Source organism: Pseudomonas sp. Fl5BN2 (assembly GCF_009908205.1).
Taxonomy (GTDB): Bacteria; Pseudomonadota; Gammaproteobacteria; order Pseudomonadales; family Pseudomonadaceae; genus Aquipseudomonas.
This window is the reverse complement of the sequence record NZ_JAAARL010000016.1, coordinates 160,700-178,190: the sequence shown is the minus strand read 5'-3', so window position 1 is coordinate 178,190 and position 17,491 is coordinate 160,700. Positions and strand designations below refer to the sequence as shown.

The following is a 17,491-nucleotide window of genomic DNA, read 5'->3' as shown; positions in this document are numbered from 1 at the left end:
CGCCCAGGCACCCGACCGCCCAACAAGGAAACACCATGTCCAAGACTCAGTTGTTCGACCTCGACGGCAAGATCGCATTCGTCTCCGGCGCCAGCCGCGGCATCGGTGAAGCCATCGCCAAGCTCCTGGCCCAGCAAGGTGCCCATGTGATCGTCTCGAGCCGCAAGCTCGACGGCTGCCAGCATGTGGCCGACGCCATCATCGCTGCGGGCGGCAAGGCCACCGCCGTTGCCTGCCACATCGGTGAAATGGAGCAGATCAGCCAGGTCTTCGCCGGGATTCGCGAGCAGTTCGGACGCCTGGACATCCTGGTCAACAACGCCGCCACCAACCCACAGTTCTGCAACGTCCTGGACACCGACCTGGGCGCCTTCCAGAAGACCGTCGACGTCAACATCCGCGGCTACTTCTTCATGTCGGTGGAAGCCGGCAAGCTGATGCGCGAGAACGGCGGCGGCAGCATCATCAACGTGGCCTCGATCAACGGCGTGTCGCCGGGGATCTTCCAGGGCATCTACTCGGTGACCAAGGCCGCGGTGATCAACATGACCAAAGTCTTCGCCAAGGAATGCGCACCGTTCGGCATCCGTTGCAACGCCTTGTTGCCGGGCCTGACCGACACCAAGTTCGCCTCGGCCCTGGTGAAGAACGACGCCATCCTCAAAACCGCCCTGGCACAGATCCCACTCAAGCGCGTGGCCGACCCGAGCGAAATGGCCGGTGCGGTGCTCTACCTGGCCAGTGATGCATCAAGCTACACCACCGGCGTTGCGCTCAATGTCGACGGTGGCTTCCTTTCCTGAAGCCCACTTGCGCCACCCAAAAGGCAGCCTCCCTGGCTGCCTTTTTCATTTCCCGCAGGAGCTGGCGTGCCAGCGAAGAGGACCTTGAACCCAGCGCCCCGCCACAGGCCCTTTCGCCGGCAAGCCGGCTCCTACACGACGAGGTCAAAACTTTTATTCCAGTAATTGCAATTAGAGAATATTTATTCCATAACTAGCCCTTCCTACAACAATAATCCTGCAGGTGCGGTTATGGATGAACTTGGCATTGGCTTGATCGGTACCGGCTTCATGGGTCGCGCTCACGCCCTGGCGTTTCGTAGCGTCAGCGCGGTCTTCGAACTGCCGGTGCGCCTGCACCTGGCAGCCCTGGCGGATGCCGACCCTCAGCGCGCCGAACAGTGTGCCGGCGCCTGGGGATTTGCCCAGGCCCACGCCGACTGGCAACAGTTGATCGACAACCCCCGCGTCAACCTGGTGGCCATCACCACCCCCAACCACCTGCACTTTCCCATGGCCATGGCAGCACTGGCGGCTGGCAAGGCGCTGTATTGCGAAAAACCCCTGGCGGTCAGCGTCGAGCAGGCCCGGCAAATGCATCACGCAGCCCAGGCCGCCGGGGTGGTGACGCGGGTCGGCTACAACTACCAGCACAACCCGATGATCACCCTGGCCCGGGAGCTGATTGGCAACGGCGAGCTGGGCCAGTTGGTGAGTTTCCAGGGGGAGTTCAGCGAGGACTTCATGGCCGACCCGGACTCGCCCTGGTCCTGGCGCTGCGAGCCGCAGCATGCCGGTGGCGCCCTGGCGGACCTGGGCAGCCACCTGCTGGCCATGGCGCGTTTTCTCATGGGCCCGGTGCAGGCCGTGTGCGCCGACACCCAGACCGTGCATCTGCAACGGCCCATCAACGCCGGCAGCCAGGAGCGGCGCAGTATCAACGTGGATGATCAGGCCCACGCCTTGCTGCGCTTTGCCAATGGCGCCCGGGGCACGGTAAGCAGCAGCTGGATCAAGCATGGCTACAAGAACCACCTGAGTTTCGAGATCAGCGGCACCCTGGGTACCCTGGCTTTCGATCAGGAGCGGCTCAACGAGCTGCGCCTGTACCGGGTTGGCCAGAAAGGTTTCCAGCGACTGCTGGCCGGCCCTTCCCTGCCCGGCTATGCGGCCTTCAGCCCGGCACCTGGGCATCAGTTGGGGTACAACGAGCTCAAGACCCTGGAGGTGCAGGAGCTGATCATGGCCCTGGGCGGACAGGGTCGCCATGGCACGGATTTCCAGGAAGCCTGGGAAGTGGAGCGCCTGGCGGCGGCGATCCGCATTGCCGCCGAGGAACAGCGCTGGGTGACACTGTAGGAGCCGGCTTGTCGGCGCAGGCGATCTTGCGGGCCCCTTCGCTGGCAAGCCAGCTCCTACGGCTGGCAGATATATCGCGGGGGTCTGTAGGAGCCGGCTTGCCAGCGAAGGCGGTCTTGCGGGCCTCTTCGCTGGCAAGCCAGCTCCTACGGCTGGCAGAAATATCGCGGGGGTCTGTAGGAGCCGGCTTGCCGGCGAAGGCGGTCTTGCGGGCCTCTTCGCTGGCAAGCCAGCTCCTACGGTTGGCAGAGATATCGCGGTGGGGTTACAGGGGGAGCGCGGCCAGGCGTGCGGCCAGGGCCTTGGCTTGCAGGGCCACGTCGGTGACCGCGGTGCTTTCCCACCACATGCCACGCAAGGGCGGGCCCAGGGCGAACAGACGCGCGGATGCCTGGCCCCGGGCGTCGTACACGGCGCCATCGGCAGCGGCGCTGATGCCCAGGGCCAAAGGCCCGGGCGTGACCAGGCCACGGGCCAGCAGTTGCCGGGGAAAGGGCCGCGCTACCCGGCGCCAGTCGTATTCGATGCCGCTGGAGTTGATCAGGGCATCACCTGCCAGGCGCACGCTCTCCTGGCTGCCCCGATACCGCAGGCGGATCGCCAGCCCTCCGTCTTCGCTCGGCTCAAGCCCCTGGTAGGACCCGGCATGAATCCGCAAGCGCCCTTGCCCATGCAGCCGCGCCACCAGTTCCGCGCTCAGGGGCGGCGAGCGATGGTGATGGCTCTCCCACCACGGCCGCACATGGCGCACGAACTGGCGCCGCTGAACATCCGTGGCCTGGCTCCACAAGCGCCCGATATGCACCCGCACCGTGTCCAGCGGCGCCTGCCAGTCGATGCCTTGGGCCTGGGCCGCGTGGCATTGCTGGCGCAGCGCCCGCAGCAGTTGCCGGGGGCGGCGGATGCTCAGGTCGGCGGCGAGAAAGTCCTCCCAGGCCGGGGGCTGGCGGCGTACGTGGGGCAGTAGCCCATGGCGGGAAAACACCTCGATCGGCCCGCGATGCCCGGCCTGCTCCAGGGACACCACGGCGTCCACCATGGTCAGCCCGGAGCCGATGATCAGCACCCGCGCCTGGGGGTCAAGAGCGGCCATGGCGGCTACATCCCAGGGGTCCAGCGCTGCAGCATTCAGGCCGCTGGAGCGGGTCTGCGGGGTACGCGCCGCGGGGAACATGCCGGTGGCCAGCACCGCCACGGCGCCGCGCAGTTGCCGGCCATCCGCGAGGCTCAGCCGCGCGCCGTCGCGGTCGATCTCCAGGTCCACCGCTTCGCCCTGCACATGGGTCACCGAGGAACCCCGGGCCCGGCCCTGCTCCCGGGCTTCGGCCAGCCGCTGCTGGACGTAAACGCCAAACAGCCCGCGGGGCGCAAACAGCTGACTGACTGGCAGATGCTGGCGGTCCGACTCGGGCCAGCCTCCAGCGGCGATATGCTGGGTGAGCCAATGAGTCAGGTCATCGGGATTGTCCGGGTCGACGCTCATGCGCGCGGCATTGCCGTTCAAGGTATGCCCAAGCTCCACGGTGCTGTAGGCCTCGCCACGCCCCAGCTCACTGCGCGACTCGACCACCAGGATCCGCCGCCGGCCCGGCAGACGCAGCAGTTGCGCCGCCAGCAAGGCGCCACTGAGGCCACCACCGACGATCAGAACCTCGGCATCACGGGTGGCAGGGTTTGCCTGTGCAACGTCGGTTTGGCTCATGGAATGCTCACGGTCAGTGTTTGCCCAGGTAAAAGTCGTGCAGGTCGCTCCGACCCCGTCGTGGCTCGGCGCTGCCCGGCAAGTAGGCACGGGAAACGCATTTGAGCGCCAGATCAATCCGTCGCTTGGCCCACATAAAGCGCGGCTCACCCCGTGCTTGAGCTGGGCGACGCTCTGAAAATCGCCGGGACGATAATAAGCGCCAAAACCATGGACGGTTCAGCAACCGGTACCAAAGTAGGACGCTTGCTCAGCGCACCTGCGCTGGCGACCAGGGCAAAGGGCGGCGCCGTGAGGGATCGACTCGACCCGGGTCATGCAATGTTCCGTTTGAATGCGCTGATCCAGGCCGGGACTGTGGGCTGTGGGCTGTGGGCTGGACGGCGGTTGCCAGATGAACTGCAGGCGCTGAAAGCCCAACAGACGGCGCGCGGACTGTATGAGCAGCCTTGGCAGGGTGCGATGGGAATGCGCGATGACCCACTTACACAGGCGCCGCCGCCAATTGTCCGCAGGCGCCAGGCGGCGCTCGATCTGGTTCGCCAGGTGTTGCAGGCGCTGGGGCGAAAGCAGCAGGCCGCTGGGGGCTACGTCGCGGCGGTCGCGACAGGCCGAGCGGCGGGCCTCGGGAAAGGCCAGGCTGTGACCGCTGCTCAGCCATTGCTCCAACAGCACCGCCAAGCCGCCCTGCCACTCCGTGCCCTCCTCGCTCCACAGCTGTGCAGCGCCGATCGGGTGTCGCCAGCAGGTCTGGCGCCGAGGCGTTTCACGGGGCTGCAGCAACTCGCTGAAGACCCGCAGCCGCCCGGATGAAGTCGCAGGAAGCCGCGGCTGGGCCTGTCGAGCGATCAACAGCTGCGGGGCCATGCAGCGTTCTCCGGCAGCCAGCCAGCGCAACACCTGCTGGCGCGAATCGACCAGCGCGTGGGTCGGCCGCAGGCGCCACAGAGCCTGGCGCAAAGCCTCGGGGCCCAGCTCATGGTCGATGCTCAGAACTTTGCCACCGATGCTCAGGGCGGCCAGGGCCAGCAGCAACAGGTCAGGCTCGAACAGCGCGCTCAGGGCCAGCCGCGAATGCTGATTGAAACCCTGCTGGTGCAGGCCGTCGGCCAGGCGCTCAACATCGCGCAACGCGTCGATCCAGCGCCAGGCGTACCAGTGACCGTGGCGCTTGTGGCGCAGGGCGTTGTGCAACGGGCTGACCTGGGCCCAATGGTGCAATTGCTCCAGGGCTCCAGGTAGCTGGAGCAGGGCCTGTGGTTGCGGCGAATCCGCAGTCGACGGCGGTTTGAGTAGCTGCACGCTCATGGAGCAACCTCGCGGGCTTGGCAAAGCGTGCGGTGTTCCGCTGGCTGAAAATGAACATCGAACTGATCGCCCACGGTAGGAGCGTACTTGCCGGCGCAGGCGACTTCACCAAGCCTCTACGCTGGCAAGCCCCCATCTGCACCGGCGCCTCACTGGATACGTTGTCCAATACACCGCAGCGCCAGTTGCAACCGTCGCTCGCAGGCAGGGCCGTCAGGCAGATGCACGTTTATGCGCCTCCTGGCGTTGTCCGCCAAGGTTGCGCCAAGCGCTGCCGGGGTGGCTCTCGGGCAGCTGTGGCGCAGCGCCGAAGAGCTTCTCCCGCAGAGTGCCCGGGGCGTAGTCGGTTTTGTAGACGCCACGCTTTTGCAGCTCGGGCACCAACAGCTCCACTGCGTCGATAAAGGTTTCGTGGGTCAACGCGTAGGCCAGGTTGAAGCCGTCGACGTCGGTCTCTTCGACCCATTCCTGAAGCAGGTCCGACACAGTCTCCGGGCTGCCGACAAACAGTGGGCCAAAGCCACCGATGCCAACCCAGTCGGCCAGCTCATGGGGCGTCCAGACCTTGTTCGGGTCCGCTGTGGAGAAGGCGTCCACCGCCGACTGGATAGCGTTGGTGTGCACGTGCCTGAGGGGTTCATCAGGCTTGAAGCGGCTGAAGTCGATGCCGGTCCAGCCACAGATCAGCGCCATGGCGCCTTCGTAGCTGACCCAGGATTTGTACTCCTCGAACTTGGCCTTGGCCTGGGCATCGGTCTCGCCAAGAATCACCGTCTGCAGGTTGAAGACCAGGATCTTCGACGGATCGCGCCCAGCCTCGGCGGCGCGCCGGCGAATGTCGGCCACGGTCTTCTTCAGCAGCACCTTGGAGGGCGCGGCGACGAACACGCATTCGGCGTGCTCGGCGGCGAACTGCTTGCCGCGGCTCGACGCCCCGGCCTGGTAGAGCAGCGGGGTGCGTTGCGGCGAGGGTTCGCACAAGTGAATCCCCGGCACCTGGAAGTGTTTGCCGACGTGGCGGATCTCGTGGATCTTGCTCGGGTCGCTGAAGATCCGCCGCTCCCGGTCACGCAGGACCGCGCCGTCTTCCCAACTGCCTTCCCAGAGTTTGTAGCAGACCTCCAGGTACTCCTCGGCATAGTCATAGCGCGCATCGTGTTCAATCTGGGCTTGCTGGCCGAGGTTCTTCGCCCCGCTCTCCAGATACGAGGTGACAATGTTCCAGCCGGCGCGGCCCTTGGTCAGATGATCCAGGGTCGACAGGCGCCGGGCGAACGGATACGGGTGTTCGAAAGACAGCGACGCCGTCAGGCCAAAACCCAGGTGCTCGGTGACCAAGGCCATGGGCGGGATCAATTGCAGCGGATCGTTCACCGGGACCTGGGTCGCCTGGCGGATCGCCGCGTCGCCATTGCCGTGGTAGACGTCGTAGATGCCCAGCACATCGGCGATGAACAGTCCGTCGAACTTGCCCCGCTCGAGGATCTTGGCCAGGTCGGTCCAGTACTCCAGGTCCTTGTACTGCCAGGAGCGGTCGCGAGGATGGGCCCAGAGCCCCGGCGACTGGTGACCGACACAGTTCATGTCAAACGCATTCAGGCGAATTTCACGAGGCATCACACCGCACTCCCGAGACCCTGGGGGAGCACGCCGTTGAGGCGGTAGTTGCCGATCACTTGGTACTTCCAGCGCAACGGGTCTTGCACGGTTGGCGGCTGCGGGGTGCGCTGCCCGGTGAGCTCGAACTCGGCGTTGGCGGCCGCCAGCAGTGCCTCGGCAGCAGCAATCGCCGCTTCTGCCAGGGCGATGCTAACCTCGGCCGGCTCCTGATCCTCCGCCAACTGCAGCTCAGCCCGCTCTTGCAGGGCCGCCGCCACTTCGATACGGACCTGCAGGTCGCCAAAGCGACTGATCACATAAGGGTCGTCACTGGCCTTGGCCAGGCCACTGGCGGCCCAGGGCTGTGCCTGCTCACGGATGAAGTCCAGGCTGCGCTGCAACAGCCCGCGGGCTCGTTGTAGATCGTCGGCGCTGCTGGCCAGGGCGGCCTGGGGGCTGTGGGCTTGAGCGTGGATCAATGCATTCATGTCCGATTCCTTCAGTTCCAGGCGTGACGGGCCGGCTTGACGCCGTTGAGCAGGAAGTTGCCGATCAGGTGATATTTCCAACGGACCGGATCATGCAGGGTGTGAGTTCGCGCATTGCGCCAGTGCCGGTCGAGGTTGTACTTGCCCGCCACCGAACGGGTGCCGGCCAGCTCGAACAGCTTGCTGGCTGCCAGCAAGGCGCTTTCCGCCGACAACACCTTGGCCTGGGCCACCACTATCGAGGCCTGGGCGACACTGTCCTCATTGGCATTGACCAGGGCCTGCTCGATGGCCCGGGCGGCCTTGGCGAGCACCGCTTCGGTGCCATGAACCCGCCATTCCAGATCGCCGATGGCGGCGATCGTGAACGGGTCCTGCCAGCCATGATCCAGGCCGCTGTCGATCCACGGCCGGGATTGCCGGGCATGCTGCTTGGCGTCTTCCAGGGCGGCGACGGCGATGCCCGTGTCCACCGCGGCCTGGATGATCTGCGAAATCGGACCATCGGCGGTGGGCTGCTCGAATGCCCGGTGGGCCGGGATCACCGCGCTGCGCGGTACCTGTACGGCCTTGAGGCTGACGCCGCCGCTGGCGGTGGTGCGCTGGCCGAAACCGTCCCAGCTGTCGATCACCGTCAACCCGGGGTTGTCCCGTTCAATAAAGGCAATGTGGGCCTGGTTGTGCTCATCCACCGCCACCGCCGGAACGATGTGGGCAAACAAGGCGCCGGTGCAGTAGAACTTCTCACCGTCGATTTGCGCCTGGTCGCCGGTAAAACGGATCTGCGTCTCGAAGGCCCCGACGTGCTTGCTGCCGGCTTCGGAAAACGCATTGCCGAAGCGCTGACCCTGCAGCACCTTGGCGAAGTAATGGCGCTTCTGCTCCTCGCTGGCGGTCTGCAGCAGGATGTCCACCACCCCCAGGTGGTTCTGCGGCAACTGGCCCAGGGAGGGGTCGGCGGCGGAGATCAGCTTGATCACCTCCACCAGGGTCACATAGGACACTCCGGCACCGCCGTAGGCCCGGGGAATGGTGATGCCCCACAGGCCGCTGGCGGAGAATTCGTCGAGTTCCGCCAGCGGCAGGCGCCGTTCGCGATCGCGTACCGCCGCCTCCACCGCGAAGCGCTGGGCCAGCGCCCGGGCAACGCTGATCGCCTCGGCATCACTGCGGATGATATGGGCACTGAATGGGGGTTGAGCTGGGGCTGTCATGGGCCGACTCCGCTTCCTGAAGATCAAGATGAACACCCGTGGAGGGGTTCCTGTCAGCAGCGTTGCAGGAGTCGAGCCAAAGATTTAAATGGCTCTATTTCAATCAGTTATAAAACAATTCAAATAATCGACATCAACTGAAAACCAGCAGAATGTTCAATCACTGTTGCTGGGCCAACAGTAGCCACCGAGCCTCGCCCTCAGATCACCACGTTGCGTACGAAGCGCGTGGCCTGGGCGCCATCATTGCGATAGCCGTGGGGCACATGGCTGGCGAACATGAAGAACTCACCGCTTTGCAAACGCCGCTCGCTGTCGCCGAAGAACACCGTCAGGCAGCCTTCGAAGACATAGATCTGCTCGCTCCAGCCCTGGGCGTCGCATTCCGAACGGTAGATCTCCCCTGGCTCCAGTTGCCACTCCCAGAGTTCCACTTCGCGCCGGGCCTCGGCCTTGGCCAGCAGTACCGCCTTGCTACCGGGAATGACACCGGCCCAGGCCAGTTCGTTGATACGGCTCGGGTCCGGGGAACCGGGGGCCTGGATCAGGTCGCTGAAGGCCACATCCAGGGCTTCGGCCACCCGGTCCAGGGTGCCGAGGCTGACATTCTTTTCCCCCGCTTCGATGGCCACCAGCATTCGCCGGCTGACATCGGACTTTTCCGCCAGGGCGCTCTGGCTCAGGCCCGCGGCATGGCGCAGGCGCCGCACATTGAGGCTGACGTGTTGCAGGACCGAAGCCCGTTGGCTGTTTTCTTTGTGCACTATATTGCTCACTCTCCAGGCCTGCGCAGTATACTGCCCAACTTCCGGCGCATTGTGCGTCCCCCTCAGGTAGCACGCAAGGCCATGACGTCCAGACCCTTCCGCGGATTGCAGTTCAAACTCAGCAAGGCCGAAGCCGTGCTGGTGCTGATCACCATGATCTGGGGCGGCACCTTCTACCTGGTGCAACAGGCCATGACCGTCAGCGGGCCGATGTTCTTCGTCGGCCTGCGCTTCGCCGCGGCGGCCTGCATCGTCACCCTGTTTTCCCTGCGCCACCTGCGCGGCCTGACCCTGTTCGAGCTGCGCGCCGGCAGTTTTATCGGTACCGCCATCATGCTCGGCTATGGCCTGCAGACGGTAGGCCTGCAAAGCATTCCCAGCAGCCAGTCGGCGTTCATCACCGCGTTGTATGTGCCCTTCGTGCCGTTGCTGCAATGGCTGTTCATGGGCAAGCGCCCTGGCCTGCTGCCGAGCATCGGCATCATGCTGGCATTCACTGGGTTGATGCTGCTGTCCGGGCCCAACGGCGCCTCCCTGGACTTCAGCCCGGGGGAGATCGCCACCCTGATCAGCACCGTGGCGATAGCCGCCGAGATCATCATGATCAGCAGTTTCGCCGGGCGCGTGGATGTGCGCCGGGTCACCGTGGTGCAACTGGCCGTCACCTCGCTCCTGGCCTTTGCCATGGTGGGACCGACCGGCGAGGCGCTGCCGGGGTTTTCCTGGCTGCTGCTGGCCAGCGCCCTGGGCCTGGGCGCCGCCAGCGCGGCGATCCAGGTGGCGATGAACTGGGCGCAGAAAAGCGTCTCGCCGACCCGCGCTACCCTGATCTACGCCGGTGAACCGGTGTGGGCCGGGGTGATCGGGCGGATCGTCGGCGAACGCCTGCCGGGGCTGGCATTGCTGGGCGGCGCCTTGATCGTGCTGGCGGTGATCATCAGCGAATGGAAACCCAAGGCAGAAGCCGGGCAACCGAGCGGCGAGGCGCTGGAGTCCTGAGCACCGGCCCGCGGTAGGGGCCCGCTTGCTGATGAGGGTGGTCTTGAGGGCCCTTTCGCTGGCAAGCCAGCGCCTACGGCTGGCAGGGATAGTTGTGGGGACTGTAGGAGCCGGCTTGCCGGCGAAGGCGGTCTTGAGGGCCCTTTCGCTGGCAAGCCAGGGCCTACGGCTGGTAGGGATAGTTGTGGGGACTGTAGGAGCCGGCTTGCCGGCGAAGGCGGTCTTGAGGGCCCTTTCGCTGGCAAGCCAGCGCCTACGGCTGGCAGGGATAGTTGTGGGGACTGTAGGAGCCGGCTTGCCGGCGAAGGCGGTCTTGAGGGCCCTTTCGCTGGCAAGCCAGCGCCTACGGCTGGCAGGGATAGTTGTGGGGACTGTAGGAGCCGGCTTGCCGGCGAAGGTGGTCTTGAGGGCCCTTTCGCTGGCAAGCCAGCGCCTACGGCTGGCAGGGATAGTTGTGGGGACCGTAGGAGCCGGCTTGCCGGCGAAGGCGGTCTTGAGGGCCCTTTCGCTGGCAATCCAGCTCCTACGGCTGGCAGGGATAGTTGTGGGGACTGTAGGAGCCGGCTTGCCGGCGAAGGCGGGCTGGATGCCAGCGCCTACAGGGACTCGGGGCCGTAAAGCCAGGTGGGGACGGTCAGCGAGCCCTTGTGCTTGGGTTCCAGTAGCACCCGGTCGTTTTCGGGCTCGCCGTGATAATAGAAATAGGCGTGGTAGAGCATGTGCCCCTCGGCAAAGGCGTGGTCGAAGTAGAGCACCGTGCCCGGCGGCAGCACGTAGCTGCGGTCATCCCCCAACGGGCCTTCGATGACCAGGGCCTGGCGGGTCTTGAGCATCTCGGGACGGTTGAGAAAATGATCCAGTCCGAGCCCCAGCGCCGCGCCGAAACAGGTGAACAGCAACGCGAAACATACACGTCGAATAATCCGAGCCATGGTCGATCCTTGAATGAGGTGCACCGTCAGCGATCCTTGTAGCGGGTTGTCTTGGGCAGGACATTTGCCCCACAGCTCCCGGTAAGTGGGCGCATTGGGCATTTGTCTCCTACCTTTGAAAGCGCATGTAACATTTCTTATGAAGGCCTGGCTGCGCTTGGCGGTTGGTGATCCAGAGCCTGGCACGTATTATGCCTCATACTTTTCCGCAGATTAGAAGCCTATGTCCCTGATAGTTCTACTGCTTCTGCCGTTCGTAGGCAGCTGTCTGGCGGCCCTGTTGCCGCACAACGCACGTAACACCGAATCGCTGCTGGCCGGCCTGGTGGCATTGATTGGCACCATTCAGGTGGCGTTGCTGTACCCGCAGATCGCCGATGGAGGGGTCATCCGCGAGGAGTTCACCTGGCTGCCGAGCCTGGGGGTGAACTTTGTGCTGCGCCTGGACGGTTTCGCCTGGCTGTTCTCGCTGCTGGTACTGGGGATCGGCACCCTGGTGTCGCTGTACGCGCGCTACTACATGTCGCCGGAAGATCCGGTGCCGCGCTTCTTCGCCTTCTTCCTGGCGTTCATGGGGGCCATGCTTGGCCTGGTGATCTCCGGCAACCTGATCCAGATGGTGTTCTTCTGGGAGTTGACCAGCCTCTTCTCCTTCCTGCTGATCGGCTATTGGCACCACCGCTCCGACGCCCGCCGCGGCGCCTACATGGCGCTGATGGTGACCGGCGCAGGAGGACTCTGCCTGCTGGCGGGGGTCATGCTGCTCGGCCATGTGGTCGGCAGCTACGACCTGGATCAGGTATTAGCTGCCGGCGACAAGATCAGGGCCCATGCCCTCTACCCTGTCCTGCTTCCTCTGATACTGCTCGGCGCCTTGAGCAAAAGCGCACAATTTCCCTTCCACTTCTGGCTCCCCCACGCCATGGCCGCACCGACACCGGTTTCGGCCTACCTGCACTCCGCGACCATGGTCAAGGCCGGGGTATTTCTCCTGGCCCGCCTGTGGCCATCGCTGTCGGGCAGTGATGAATGGTTCTGGATGGTCAGCGGCGCCGGCGCCTGCACCCTGGTGCTGGGCGCTTATTGCGCGATGTTCCAGAACGACCTCAAGGGCTTGCTGGCCTACTCCACCATCAGTCACCTGGGCCTGATTACCCTGCTGCTGGGCCTCAACAGCCCCCTGGCGGCGGTGGCGGCCGTGTTCCACATTCTCAACCACGCCACCTTCAAGGCCTCGCTGTTCATGGCTGCGGGGATCATCGACCACGAAAGCGGCAGCCGCGATATCCGCAAGCTCAACGGCCTGATCAAGTTGATGCCCTTTACCGCGACCCTGGCCATGGTCGCCAGTGCCTCCATGGCCGGTGTACCGCTGCTCAACGGCTTCTTGTCCAAGGAGATGTTCTTCGCCGAAACGGTGTTCATCAACTCCACCGCCTGGGTGGAAACCGCCCTGCCGGTGATCGCCACCATCGCCGGGACCTTCAGCGTCGCCTATGCCCTGCGCTTTACCGTCGACGTATTCTTCGGCGAGCCGGCCACTGACCTGCCGCACACCCCGCACGAGCCGCCACGCTGGATGCGCGCGCCGGTGGAACTGCTGGTGTTCACCTGCCTGCTGGTGGGGATTTTCCCGGCGCAGATCATCGGCCCGTCACTGGCCGCCGCGGCCCTGCCGGTGGTGGGTGGCACCCTGCCGGAATACAGCCTGGCGATCTGGCACGGCCTGAATGCGCCCATGATCATGAGCCTGATTGCCATGGCCTGCGGCATCCTCCTCTACCTGTTGCTGCGCAAGCCGCTGGTGCGGGGCCGCTTCGCCTTCCCGCCGGGAGTCGGCCGCCTCAACGGCAAGCGCCTGTTCGAACGCAGCCTGGTGGGCATGATGCGCCTGGCGCGGCGCCTGGAACGCCGACTGAGCACCAAGCGCCTGCAGACCCAGTTGTTCCTGCTGGTGCTGGCGGCGGTGATCGCCGGACTGATCCCCATGCTCTACAGCCAGCTGACCTGGGGCGACCGGCCGAAGATCCCCGGTTCCATCGTCTTTGTGACCTTCTGGCTGCTGGCCATTGCCTGCGCCCTGGGCGCCGCCTGGCAGGCCAAGTACCACCGTCTCGCCGCCCTGACCATGGTCAGCGTCTGCGGGCTGATGACCTGCGTGACCTTCGTCTGGTTCTCCGCGCCGGACCTGGCCCTGACCCAGTTGGTGGTGGAAGTGGTGACCACGGTGCTGATCCTGCTCGGCCTGCGCTGGCTGCCGCGCCGGATCGAAGACGTCTCGCCGTTGCCCAGCAGCGTGCCCAAGGCACGTATCCGGCGCCTGCGCGACTTGTGCCTGTCGATTGCCGTCGGCCTGGGCATGGCCGTGCTGTCCTACGCCATGCTGACCCGCCCGACCCCCAACGATATTTCCTCGTTCTACCTGAGCCGTGCGCTGCCTGAAGGCGGCGGCACCAATGTGGTCAACGTGACCCTGGTGGACTTCCGCAGCTTCGACACCCTGGGCGAGATCACCGTGCTGGCAGCGGTGGCCCTGACCGTGTTCGCCCTGCTGCGACGCTTCCGCCCGCCCAAGGAAAGCATGCAGTTGCCGGCCCAGCAGCGCCTGCTGGCACCTGACGTGGTCACCGACCTGGTCAACCCACGCCAGGCCAGCGACACCGCCCTGGGCTTCATGATGGTGCCCGCGGTGCTGGTGCGCCTGCTGCTGCCGATTGCCCTGGTGGTGTCCTTCTACCTGTTCATGCGTGGGCATAACCTGCCGGGCGGCGGTTTCGTCGCCGGGCTGGTGATGTCGGTGGCGTTCATTCTCCAGTACATGGTGGCCGGCACCCAGTGGGTCGAGGCGCAAATGAGCCTGCGGCCGCTGCGCTGGATGGGCACCGGGTTGCTGTTTGCCCTGGCCACCGGGCTCGGCGCCCTGGCCTGGGGCTATCCGTTCCTCACCACCCACACCCTGCACCTGGACCTGCCGCTGTTCGGTGACATTCACCTGGCCAGTGCACTGTTCTTCGACATCGGCGTGTTTGCCGTGGTGCTGGGCGCGACCCTGCTGATTCTCACGGCACTGGCGCACCAGTCGGTGCGGGCCCACAAGCCTGCCAGCCAGTCCAAATCCCTGATCAAGAGCGGAGCCGCCTGATGGAAGAAGTCATTGCAATCGCCATTGGTGTGCTGGCCGCATCCGGCGTCTGGCTGGTGCTGCGGCCGCGGACCTTCCAGGTGGTGATGGGCCTGTGCCTGCTGTCCTACGCGGTCAACCTGTTCATTTTCAGCATGGGCAGCCTGTTCATCGGCAAGGAGCCGATCATCAAGGACGGCGTACCCCAGGACCTGCTGCACTACACCGACCCCCTGCCCCAGGCACTGGTACTCACCGCCATCGTCATCAGCTTCGCCATGACCGCATTGTTCCTGGTGGTGCTGCTGGCCTCCCGGGGCCTGACCGGCACTGACCACGTCGACGGCCGGGAGCCCAAGGAATGAGTGCGTTGTCCCATCTGATAGTTGCCCCCATCCTCCTGCCGCTGTTGACCGCGGCGATCATGTTGCTGCTGGGCGAGAAACACCGCCCGCTCAAGGCCCGGATCAACCTGTTCTCCAGTCTTTTGGGGCTGGGGCTGGCCTGCTACCTGCTGTACTGGACCCAGGTCCAGGGCGCCACCGGCTCCTTTGGCGTGTACCTGCCGAGCAACTGGCAAGTGCCCTTCGGCATTGTCCTGGTGGTGGATCGCCTGTCGGCGCTGATGATGGTGCTCACCGGGATCATCGGGGTCAGCGCGCTGCTGTTCGCCATGGCCCGCTGGGACGGCGCCGGGGCCAGCTTCCATGCGTTGTTCCAGATCCAGCTGATGGGCCTCTACGGGGCCTTCCTGACCGCCGACCTGTTCAACCTGTTCGTGTTCTTCGAGGTGCTGCTGGCGGCCTCCTACGGCCTGATGCTGCACGGTTCGGGGCGAGCGCGGGTATCCTCCGGGCTGCACTACGTCACCATCAACCTTGTGGCTTCTTCGCTGTTCCTGATCGGCACGGCGATGATCTATGGCGTGACCGGGACCCTGAACATGGCCGACCTGGCGATGAAGATCCCCCTGGTGCCGGAAGCCGACCGCGGCCTGCTGCACGCCGGTACCGCGATCCTGGCCATCGCCTTCCTGGCCAAGGCCGGGATGTGGCCGCTGAACTTCTGGCTGGTGCCGGCCTATTCCTCGGCCAGTGCCCCGGTGGCGGCCCTGTTCGCCGTCATGACCAAGGTCGGGGTGTATACCGTGCTGCGCCTGTGGACCCTGCTGTTCTCCGGGCAGGCCGGAGCCTCGGCCTACTTCGGTAGCCAGTGGCTGGTGTACGGCGGCATGGCAACGATGTTCTGCGCGGCCCTGGCGATTCTCCCCGCCCAGCGCTTGGAACGCATGGCCAGCCTGAGCATCCTGGTCTCGGCGGGGATCCTGATCTCGGTGATCGGCTTCGCCCAGCCAGCCCTTACCGGCGCGGCGTTGTTCTACCTGTTCAGCTCGACCCTGGCGCTGTGTGCACTGTTCCTGCTGGCGGAACTGATCGAGCGCTCGCGCTCGGCCAACGAGATTCCCCTGGAAGACGAAGGCGAGGTCCTGCCGCGGCCGCTGGAGTCGCTGCATCCACCGCGGGGCAGCAACCTGGATGACGAACAGAAGGTCGTAGTGGGCCAGGTGATTCCCTGGACCATGGCCTTCCTCGGCTTGAGCTTCATTGCCTGCGCCTTGCTGATCATCGGCATGCCGCCGCTGTCGGGGTTCATCGGCAAGCTCAACCTGATTGCCGCCCTGCTCAACCCGCTGGGCCTGGGCGTCAGCGATGGCACACCGATCTCGGTGGCGGCCTGGTGCTTCCTGGCGCTGTTGATCCTCTCCGGCCTGGCTTCGCTGATCGCCTTTGCACGCTTGGGTATCCAGCGTTTCTGGACTCCGGAGGAACGCCCGTCGCCAGTGCTGCGGCGTCTGGAGTGCGTGCCGATCGTGGCGCTGCTGGGGCTCTGCGTGCTGCTCAGCATCAAGGCCGAGCCGCTGCTGCGCTTCACCCAGGCCACCGCCGACAGCCTCAACCACCCGGAGCATTACGTGATGGCGGTGCTCGGCACCCGTACCGTACTCAGCCCTGAAGCCAAGGCCGCCGCCGTGCTGGAGGTGCAACCATGAAGCGCCTGTTTCCCGCCCCCTTCCTGTCCCTGGCGCTGTGGCTGCTGTGGCTGGTGCTGAACCTCTCCGTGAGCCCGGGCAACCTGCTGCTGGGCGCTCTGCTGGGCTTTCTCGCGCCGCTGTTGATGCGCCCGCTGCGGCCGCTGCCGATCCGCATCCGCCGCCCCGGCACCATCCTGCGCCTGTTCCTGCTGGTGGGCCGCGATGTGCTGGTGTCGAACCTGCTGGTGGCCTGGGGCGTGCTCAATGACAGCCGGCGCCCGGTGCACTCGGCCTTCGTCAAGATCCCCCTCGACCTGCGGGACGCCAACGGCCTGGCGGCGCTGTCCACCATCACCACGGTGGTGCCGGGCACGGTCTGGTCCGAGCTGTCCCTGGACCGCAGCCTGCTGTTGCTGCACGTCTTCGACCTGCAGGACGAGGCGCAATTCATCCAGCATTTCAAGGCCACGTACGAGCGGCCGCTGATGGAGATTTTCGAATGAGCGTCCTGTTGACCAACGCGATCCTGCTGAGCCTGTTCCTGTTTTCCCTGGCCATGGTCCTGACCCTGGTGCGCCTGTTCAAGGGGCCCTCGGCCCAGGACCGGGTCCTGGCCCTGGATTACCTGTACATCCTGGCGATGCTGATGATGCTGGTACTGGGCATCCGTTATGCCAGTGACACCTATTTCGAGGCGGCGCTGCTGATCGCCCTGTTCGGCTTTGTCGGCTCGTTTGCCCTGGCCAAATTCCTCCTGCGTGGCGAGGTGATCGAATGAACAGCCTGGAACAACTGCCGTTGTGGGTGGAGATCCTGGTGGCCCTGCTGCTGGTGATCAGCAGCGTCTTCGCGCTGATCGGCGCCCTGGGCATCCTGCGCATGAAGAGTTACTTCCAGCGCATGCACCCACCGGCTCTGGCCTCGACCATGGGTTCCTGGAGCGTGGCCCTGGCCTCGATCCTGTACTTCTCGACACTCAAGTCGGAGCTGGTACTGCACGCCTGGCTGATCCCCATCCTGCTGTCGATCACCGTGCCGGTGACCACCCTGCTGCTGGCCCGGGCAGCGCTGTTCCGCAAGCGCATGGCCGGCGACGATGTGCCGGCGGAAATCAGCAGCAAACGCAACGAGACCGGCAATTAGCCACGCCCGCCAAGCGTAGGAGCCGGCTTGCCGGCGAAGAGCTCC

15 protein-coding genes and 1 pseudogene are annotated in these 17,491 nt (G+C 65.2%); 9 read left to right on the top strand and 7 right to left on the bottom strand.

The genetic code is table 11. The annotated features are described in order from the left end of the window. Positions 1–35 precede the first annotated feature (35 nt). Positions 36–803: an SDR family oxidoreductase gene (locus tag GV819_RS22400; protein ID WP_161758227.1), complete on the top strand. Its 768-nt coding sequence runs from the start codon at positions 36–38 to the stop codon at positions 801–803. Positions 804–1,034: 231 nt separating this feature from the next. Continuing rightward, a complete protein-coding gene (locus GV819_RS22395; protein WP_161758226.1) occupies positions 1,035–2,141 on the top strand; it encodes a Gfo/Idh/MocA family protein in 1,107 nt (368 codons plus the stop codon). Positions 2,142–2,406: 265 nt separating this feature from the next. Here GV819_RS22395 and GV819_RS22390 read toward each other — a convergent pair whose 3' ends face one another. From GV819_RS22390 to GV819_RS22365, 6 genes and pseudogenes are all read right to left on the bottom strand, one after another. After that, positions 2,407–3,843 carry an FAD/NAD(P)-binding protein gene (locus GV819_RS22390; RefSeq protein ID WP_161758225.1) on the bottom strand — a complete coding sequence of 479 codons (1,437 nt, stop codon included), beginning with the start codon at positions 3,841–3,843 and terminating at the stop codon, positions 2,407–2,409. A gap of 314 nt (positions 3,844–4,157) precedes the next feature. Beyond that, a pseudogene (locus tag GV819_RS22385) lies at positions 4,158–5,151 on the bottom strand (AMP-binding protein). Positions 5,152–5,364: 213 nt separating this feature from the next. Further along, entirely contained in the window at positions 5,365–6,768 is a 1,404-nt protein-coding gene (locus GV819_RS22380; RefSeq protein WP_161758224.1) for an LLM class flavin-dependent oxidoreductase, read from the bottom strand. Beyond that, the gene (locus GV819_RS22375; protein ID WP_161758223.1) at positions 6,768–7,238 is read right to left on the bottom strand and encodes an acyl-CoA dehydrogenase; all 471 of its coding nucleotides are present in this window, start codon (positions 7,236–7,238) and stop codon (positions 6,768–6,770) included. Before GV819_RS22375 ends, GV819_RS22380 begins: the two co-directional genes overlap by 1 nt. Before the next feature lie 11 nt (positions 7,239–7,249). Beyond that, complete coding sequence (locus tag GV819_RS22370) at positions 7,250–8,452, bottom strand: SfnB family sulfur acquisition oxidoreductase (RefSeq protein ID WP_161758222.1); 1,203 nt, start codon at positions 8,450–8,452, stop codon at positions 7,250–7,252. A gap of 200 nt (positions 8,453–8,652) precedes the next feature. Beyond that, on the bottom strand, positions 8,653–9,216 hold the full coding sequence (locus tag GV819_RS22365) for a helix-turn-helix domain-containing protein (protein ID WP_161758221.1): 564 nt from the start codon (positions 9,214–9,216) through the stop codon (positions 8,653–8,655). Between GV819_RS22365 and GV819_RS22360 the strand changes: the two genes are divergently transcribed. Further along, entirely contained in the window at positions 9,211–10,218 is a 1,008-nt protein-coding gene (locus tag GV819_RS22360) for a DMT family transporter (protein ID WP_161758220.1), read from the top strand. The two genes, GV819_RS22365 and GV819_RS22360, sit on opposite strands and share 6 nt — an antisense overlap. A gap of 596 nt (positions 10,219–10,814) precedes the next feature. Here GV819_RS22360 and GV819_RS22355 read toward each other — a convergent pair. After that, entirely contained in the window at positions 10,815–11,150 is a 336-nt protein-coding gene (locus GV819_RS22355) for a hypothetical protein (RefSeq protein WP_161758219.1), read from the bottom strand. Positions 11,151–11,373: 223 nt separating this feature from the next. Here GV819_RS22355 and GV819_RS22350 point away from each other — a divergent pair, with 223 nt between their 5' ends. The 6 genes from GV819_RS22350 to GV819_RS22325 are packed head-to-tail and all read left to right on the top strand — an operon-like array spanning position 11,374 to position 17,446. Continuing rightward, a complete protein-coding gene (locus tag GV819_RS22350) occupies positions 11,374–14,292 on the top strand; it encodes a monovalent cation/H+ antiporter subunit A (protein WP_161758218.1) in 2,919 nt (972 codons plus the stop codon). Next, positions 14,292–14,636 carry a Na+/H+ antiporter subunit C gene (locus tag GV819_RS22345; RefSeq protein WP_159898144.1) on the top strand — a complete coding sequence of 115 codons (345 nt, stop codon included), beginning with the start codon at positions 14,292–14,294 and terminating at the stop codon, positions 14,634–14,636. Before GV819_RS22350 ends, GV819_RS22345 begins: the two co-directional genes overlap by 1 nt. Further along, positions 14,633–16,321 (top strand): monovalent cation/H+ antiporter subunit D, encoded by a 1,689-nt coding sequence (locus GV819_RS22340; protein ID WP_161758217.1) that lies wholly within the window; start codon positions 14,633–14,635, stop codon positions 16,319–16,321. Before GV819_RS22345 ends, GV819_RS22340 begins: the two co-directional genes overlap by 4 nt. Continuing rightward, positions 16,318–16,806 carry a Na+/H+ antiporter subunit E gene (locus GV819_RS22335; RefSeq protein ID WP_161758216.1) on the top strand — a complete coding sequence of 163 codons (489 nt, stop codon included), beginning with the start codon at positions 16,318–16,320 and terminating at the stop codon, positions 16,804–16,806. The genes GV819_RS22340 and GV819_RS22335 overlap by 4 nt, the downstream gene beginning before the upstream one ends. Beyond that, positions 16,803–17,081 carry a K+/H+ antiporter subunit F gene (locus GV819_RS22330; RefSeq protein ID WP_016962858.1) on the top strand — a complete coding sequence of 93 codons (279 nt, stop codon included), beginning with the start codon at positions 16,803–16,805 and terminating at the stop codon, positions 17,079–17,081. The genes GV819_RS22335 and GV819_RS22330 overlap by 4 nt, the downstream gene beginning before the upstream one ends. After that, positions 17,078–17,446, top strand: coding sequence for a Na+/H+ antiporter subunit G (locus GV819_RS22325; RefSeq protein ID WP_161758215.1), 369 nt, complete (start codon positions 17,078–17,080; stop codon positions 17,444–17,446). Before GV819_RS22330 ends, GV819_RS22325 begins: the two co-directional genes overlap by 4 nt. Positions 17,447–17,491: the final 45 nt, after the last annotated feature.

Excerpts from the sequence above, each read along its gene's own strand:
- GV819_RS22340 (WP_161758217.1), top strand. The coding sequence starts at position 14,633 with ATGAGTGCGTTGTCCCATCTGATAGTTGCCCCCATCCTCCTGCCGCTG.
- GV819_RS22395 (WP_161758226.1), top strand. The coding sequence starts at position 1,035 with ATGGATGAACTTGGCATTGGCTTGATCGGTACCGGCTTCATGGGTCGC.
- GV819_RS22390 (WP_161758225.1), bottom strand. The coding sequence starts at position 3,843 with ATGAGCCAAACCGACGTTGCACAGGCAAACCCTGCCACCCGTGATGCC.
- GV819_RS22355 (WP_161758219.1), bottom strand. The coding sequence starts at position 11,150 with ATGGCTCGGATTATTCGACGTGTATGTTTCGCGTTGCTGTTCACCTGT.
- GV819_RS22350 (WP_161758218.1), top strand. The coding sequence starts at position 11,374 with ATGTCCCTGATAGTTCTACTGCTTCTGCCGTTCGTAGGCAGCTGTCTG.
- GV819_RS22375 (WP_161758223.1), bottom strand. The coding sequence starts at position 7,238 with ATGAATGCATTGATCCACGCTCAAGCCCACAGCCCCCAGGCCGCCCTG.
- GV819_RS22345 (WP_159898144.1), top strand. The coding sequence starts at position 14,292 with ATGGAAGAAGTCATTGCAATCGCCATTGGTGTGCTGGCCGCATCCGGC.
- GV819_RS22370 (WP_161758222.1), bottom strand. The coding sequence starts at position 8,452 with ATGACAGCCCCAGCTCAACCCCCATTCAGTGCCCATATCATCCGCAGT.
- GV819_RS22335 (WP_161758216.1), top strand. The coding sequence starts at position 16,318 with ATGAAGCGCCTGTTTCCCGCCCCCTTCCTGTCCCTGGCGCTGTGGCTG.
- GV819_RS22330 (WP_016962858.1), top strand. The coding sequence starts at position 16,803 with ATGAGCGTCCTGTTGACCAACGCGATCCTGCTGAGCCTGTTCCTGTTT.
- GV819_RS22380 (WP_161758224.1), bottom strand. The coding sequence starts at position 6,768 with ATGCCTCGTGAAATTCGCCTGAATGCGTTTGACATGAACTGTGTCGGT.
- GV819_RS22325 (WP_161758215.1), top strand. The coding sequence starts at position 17,078 with ATGAACAGCCTGGAACAACTGCCGTTGTGGGTGGAGATCCTGGTGGCC.
- GV819_RS22400 (WP_161758227.1), top strand. The coding sequence starts at position 36 with ATGTCCAAGACTCAGTTGTTCGACCTCGACGGCAAGATCGCATTCGTC.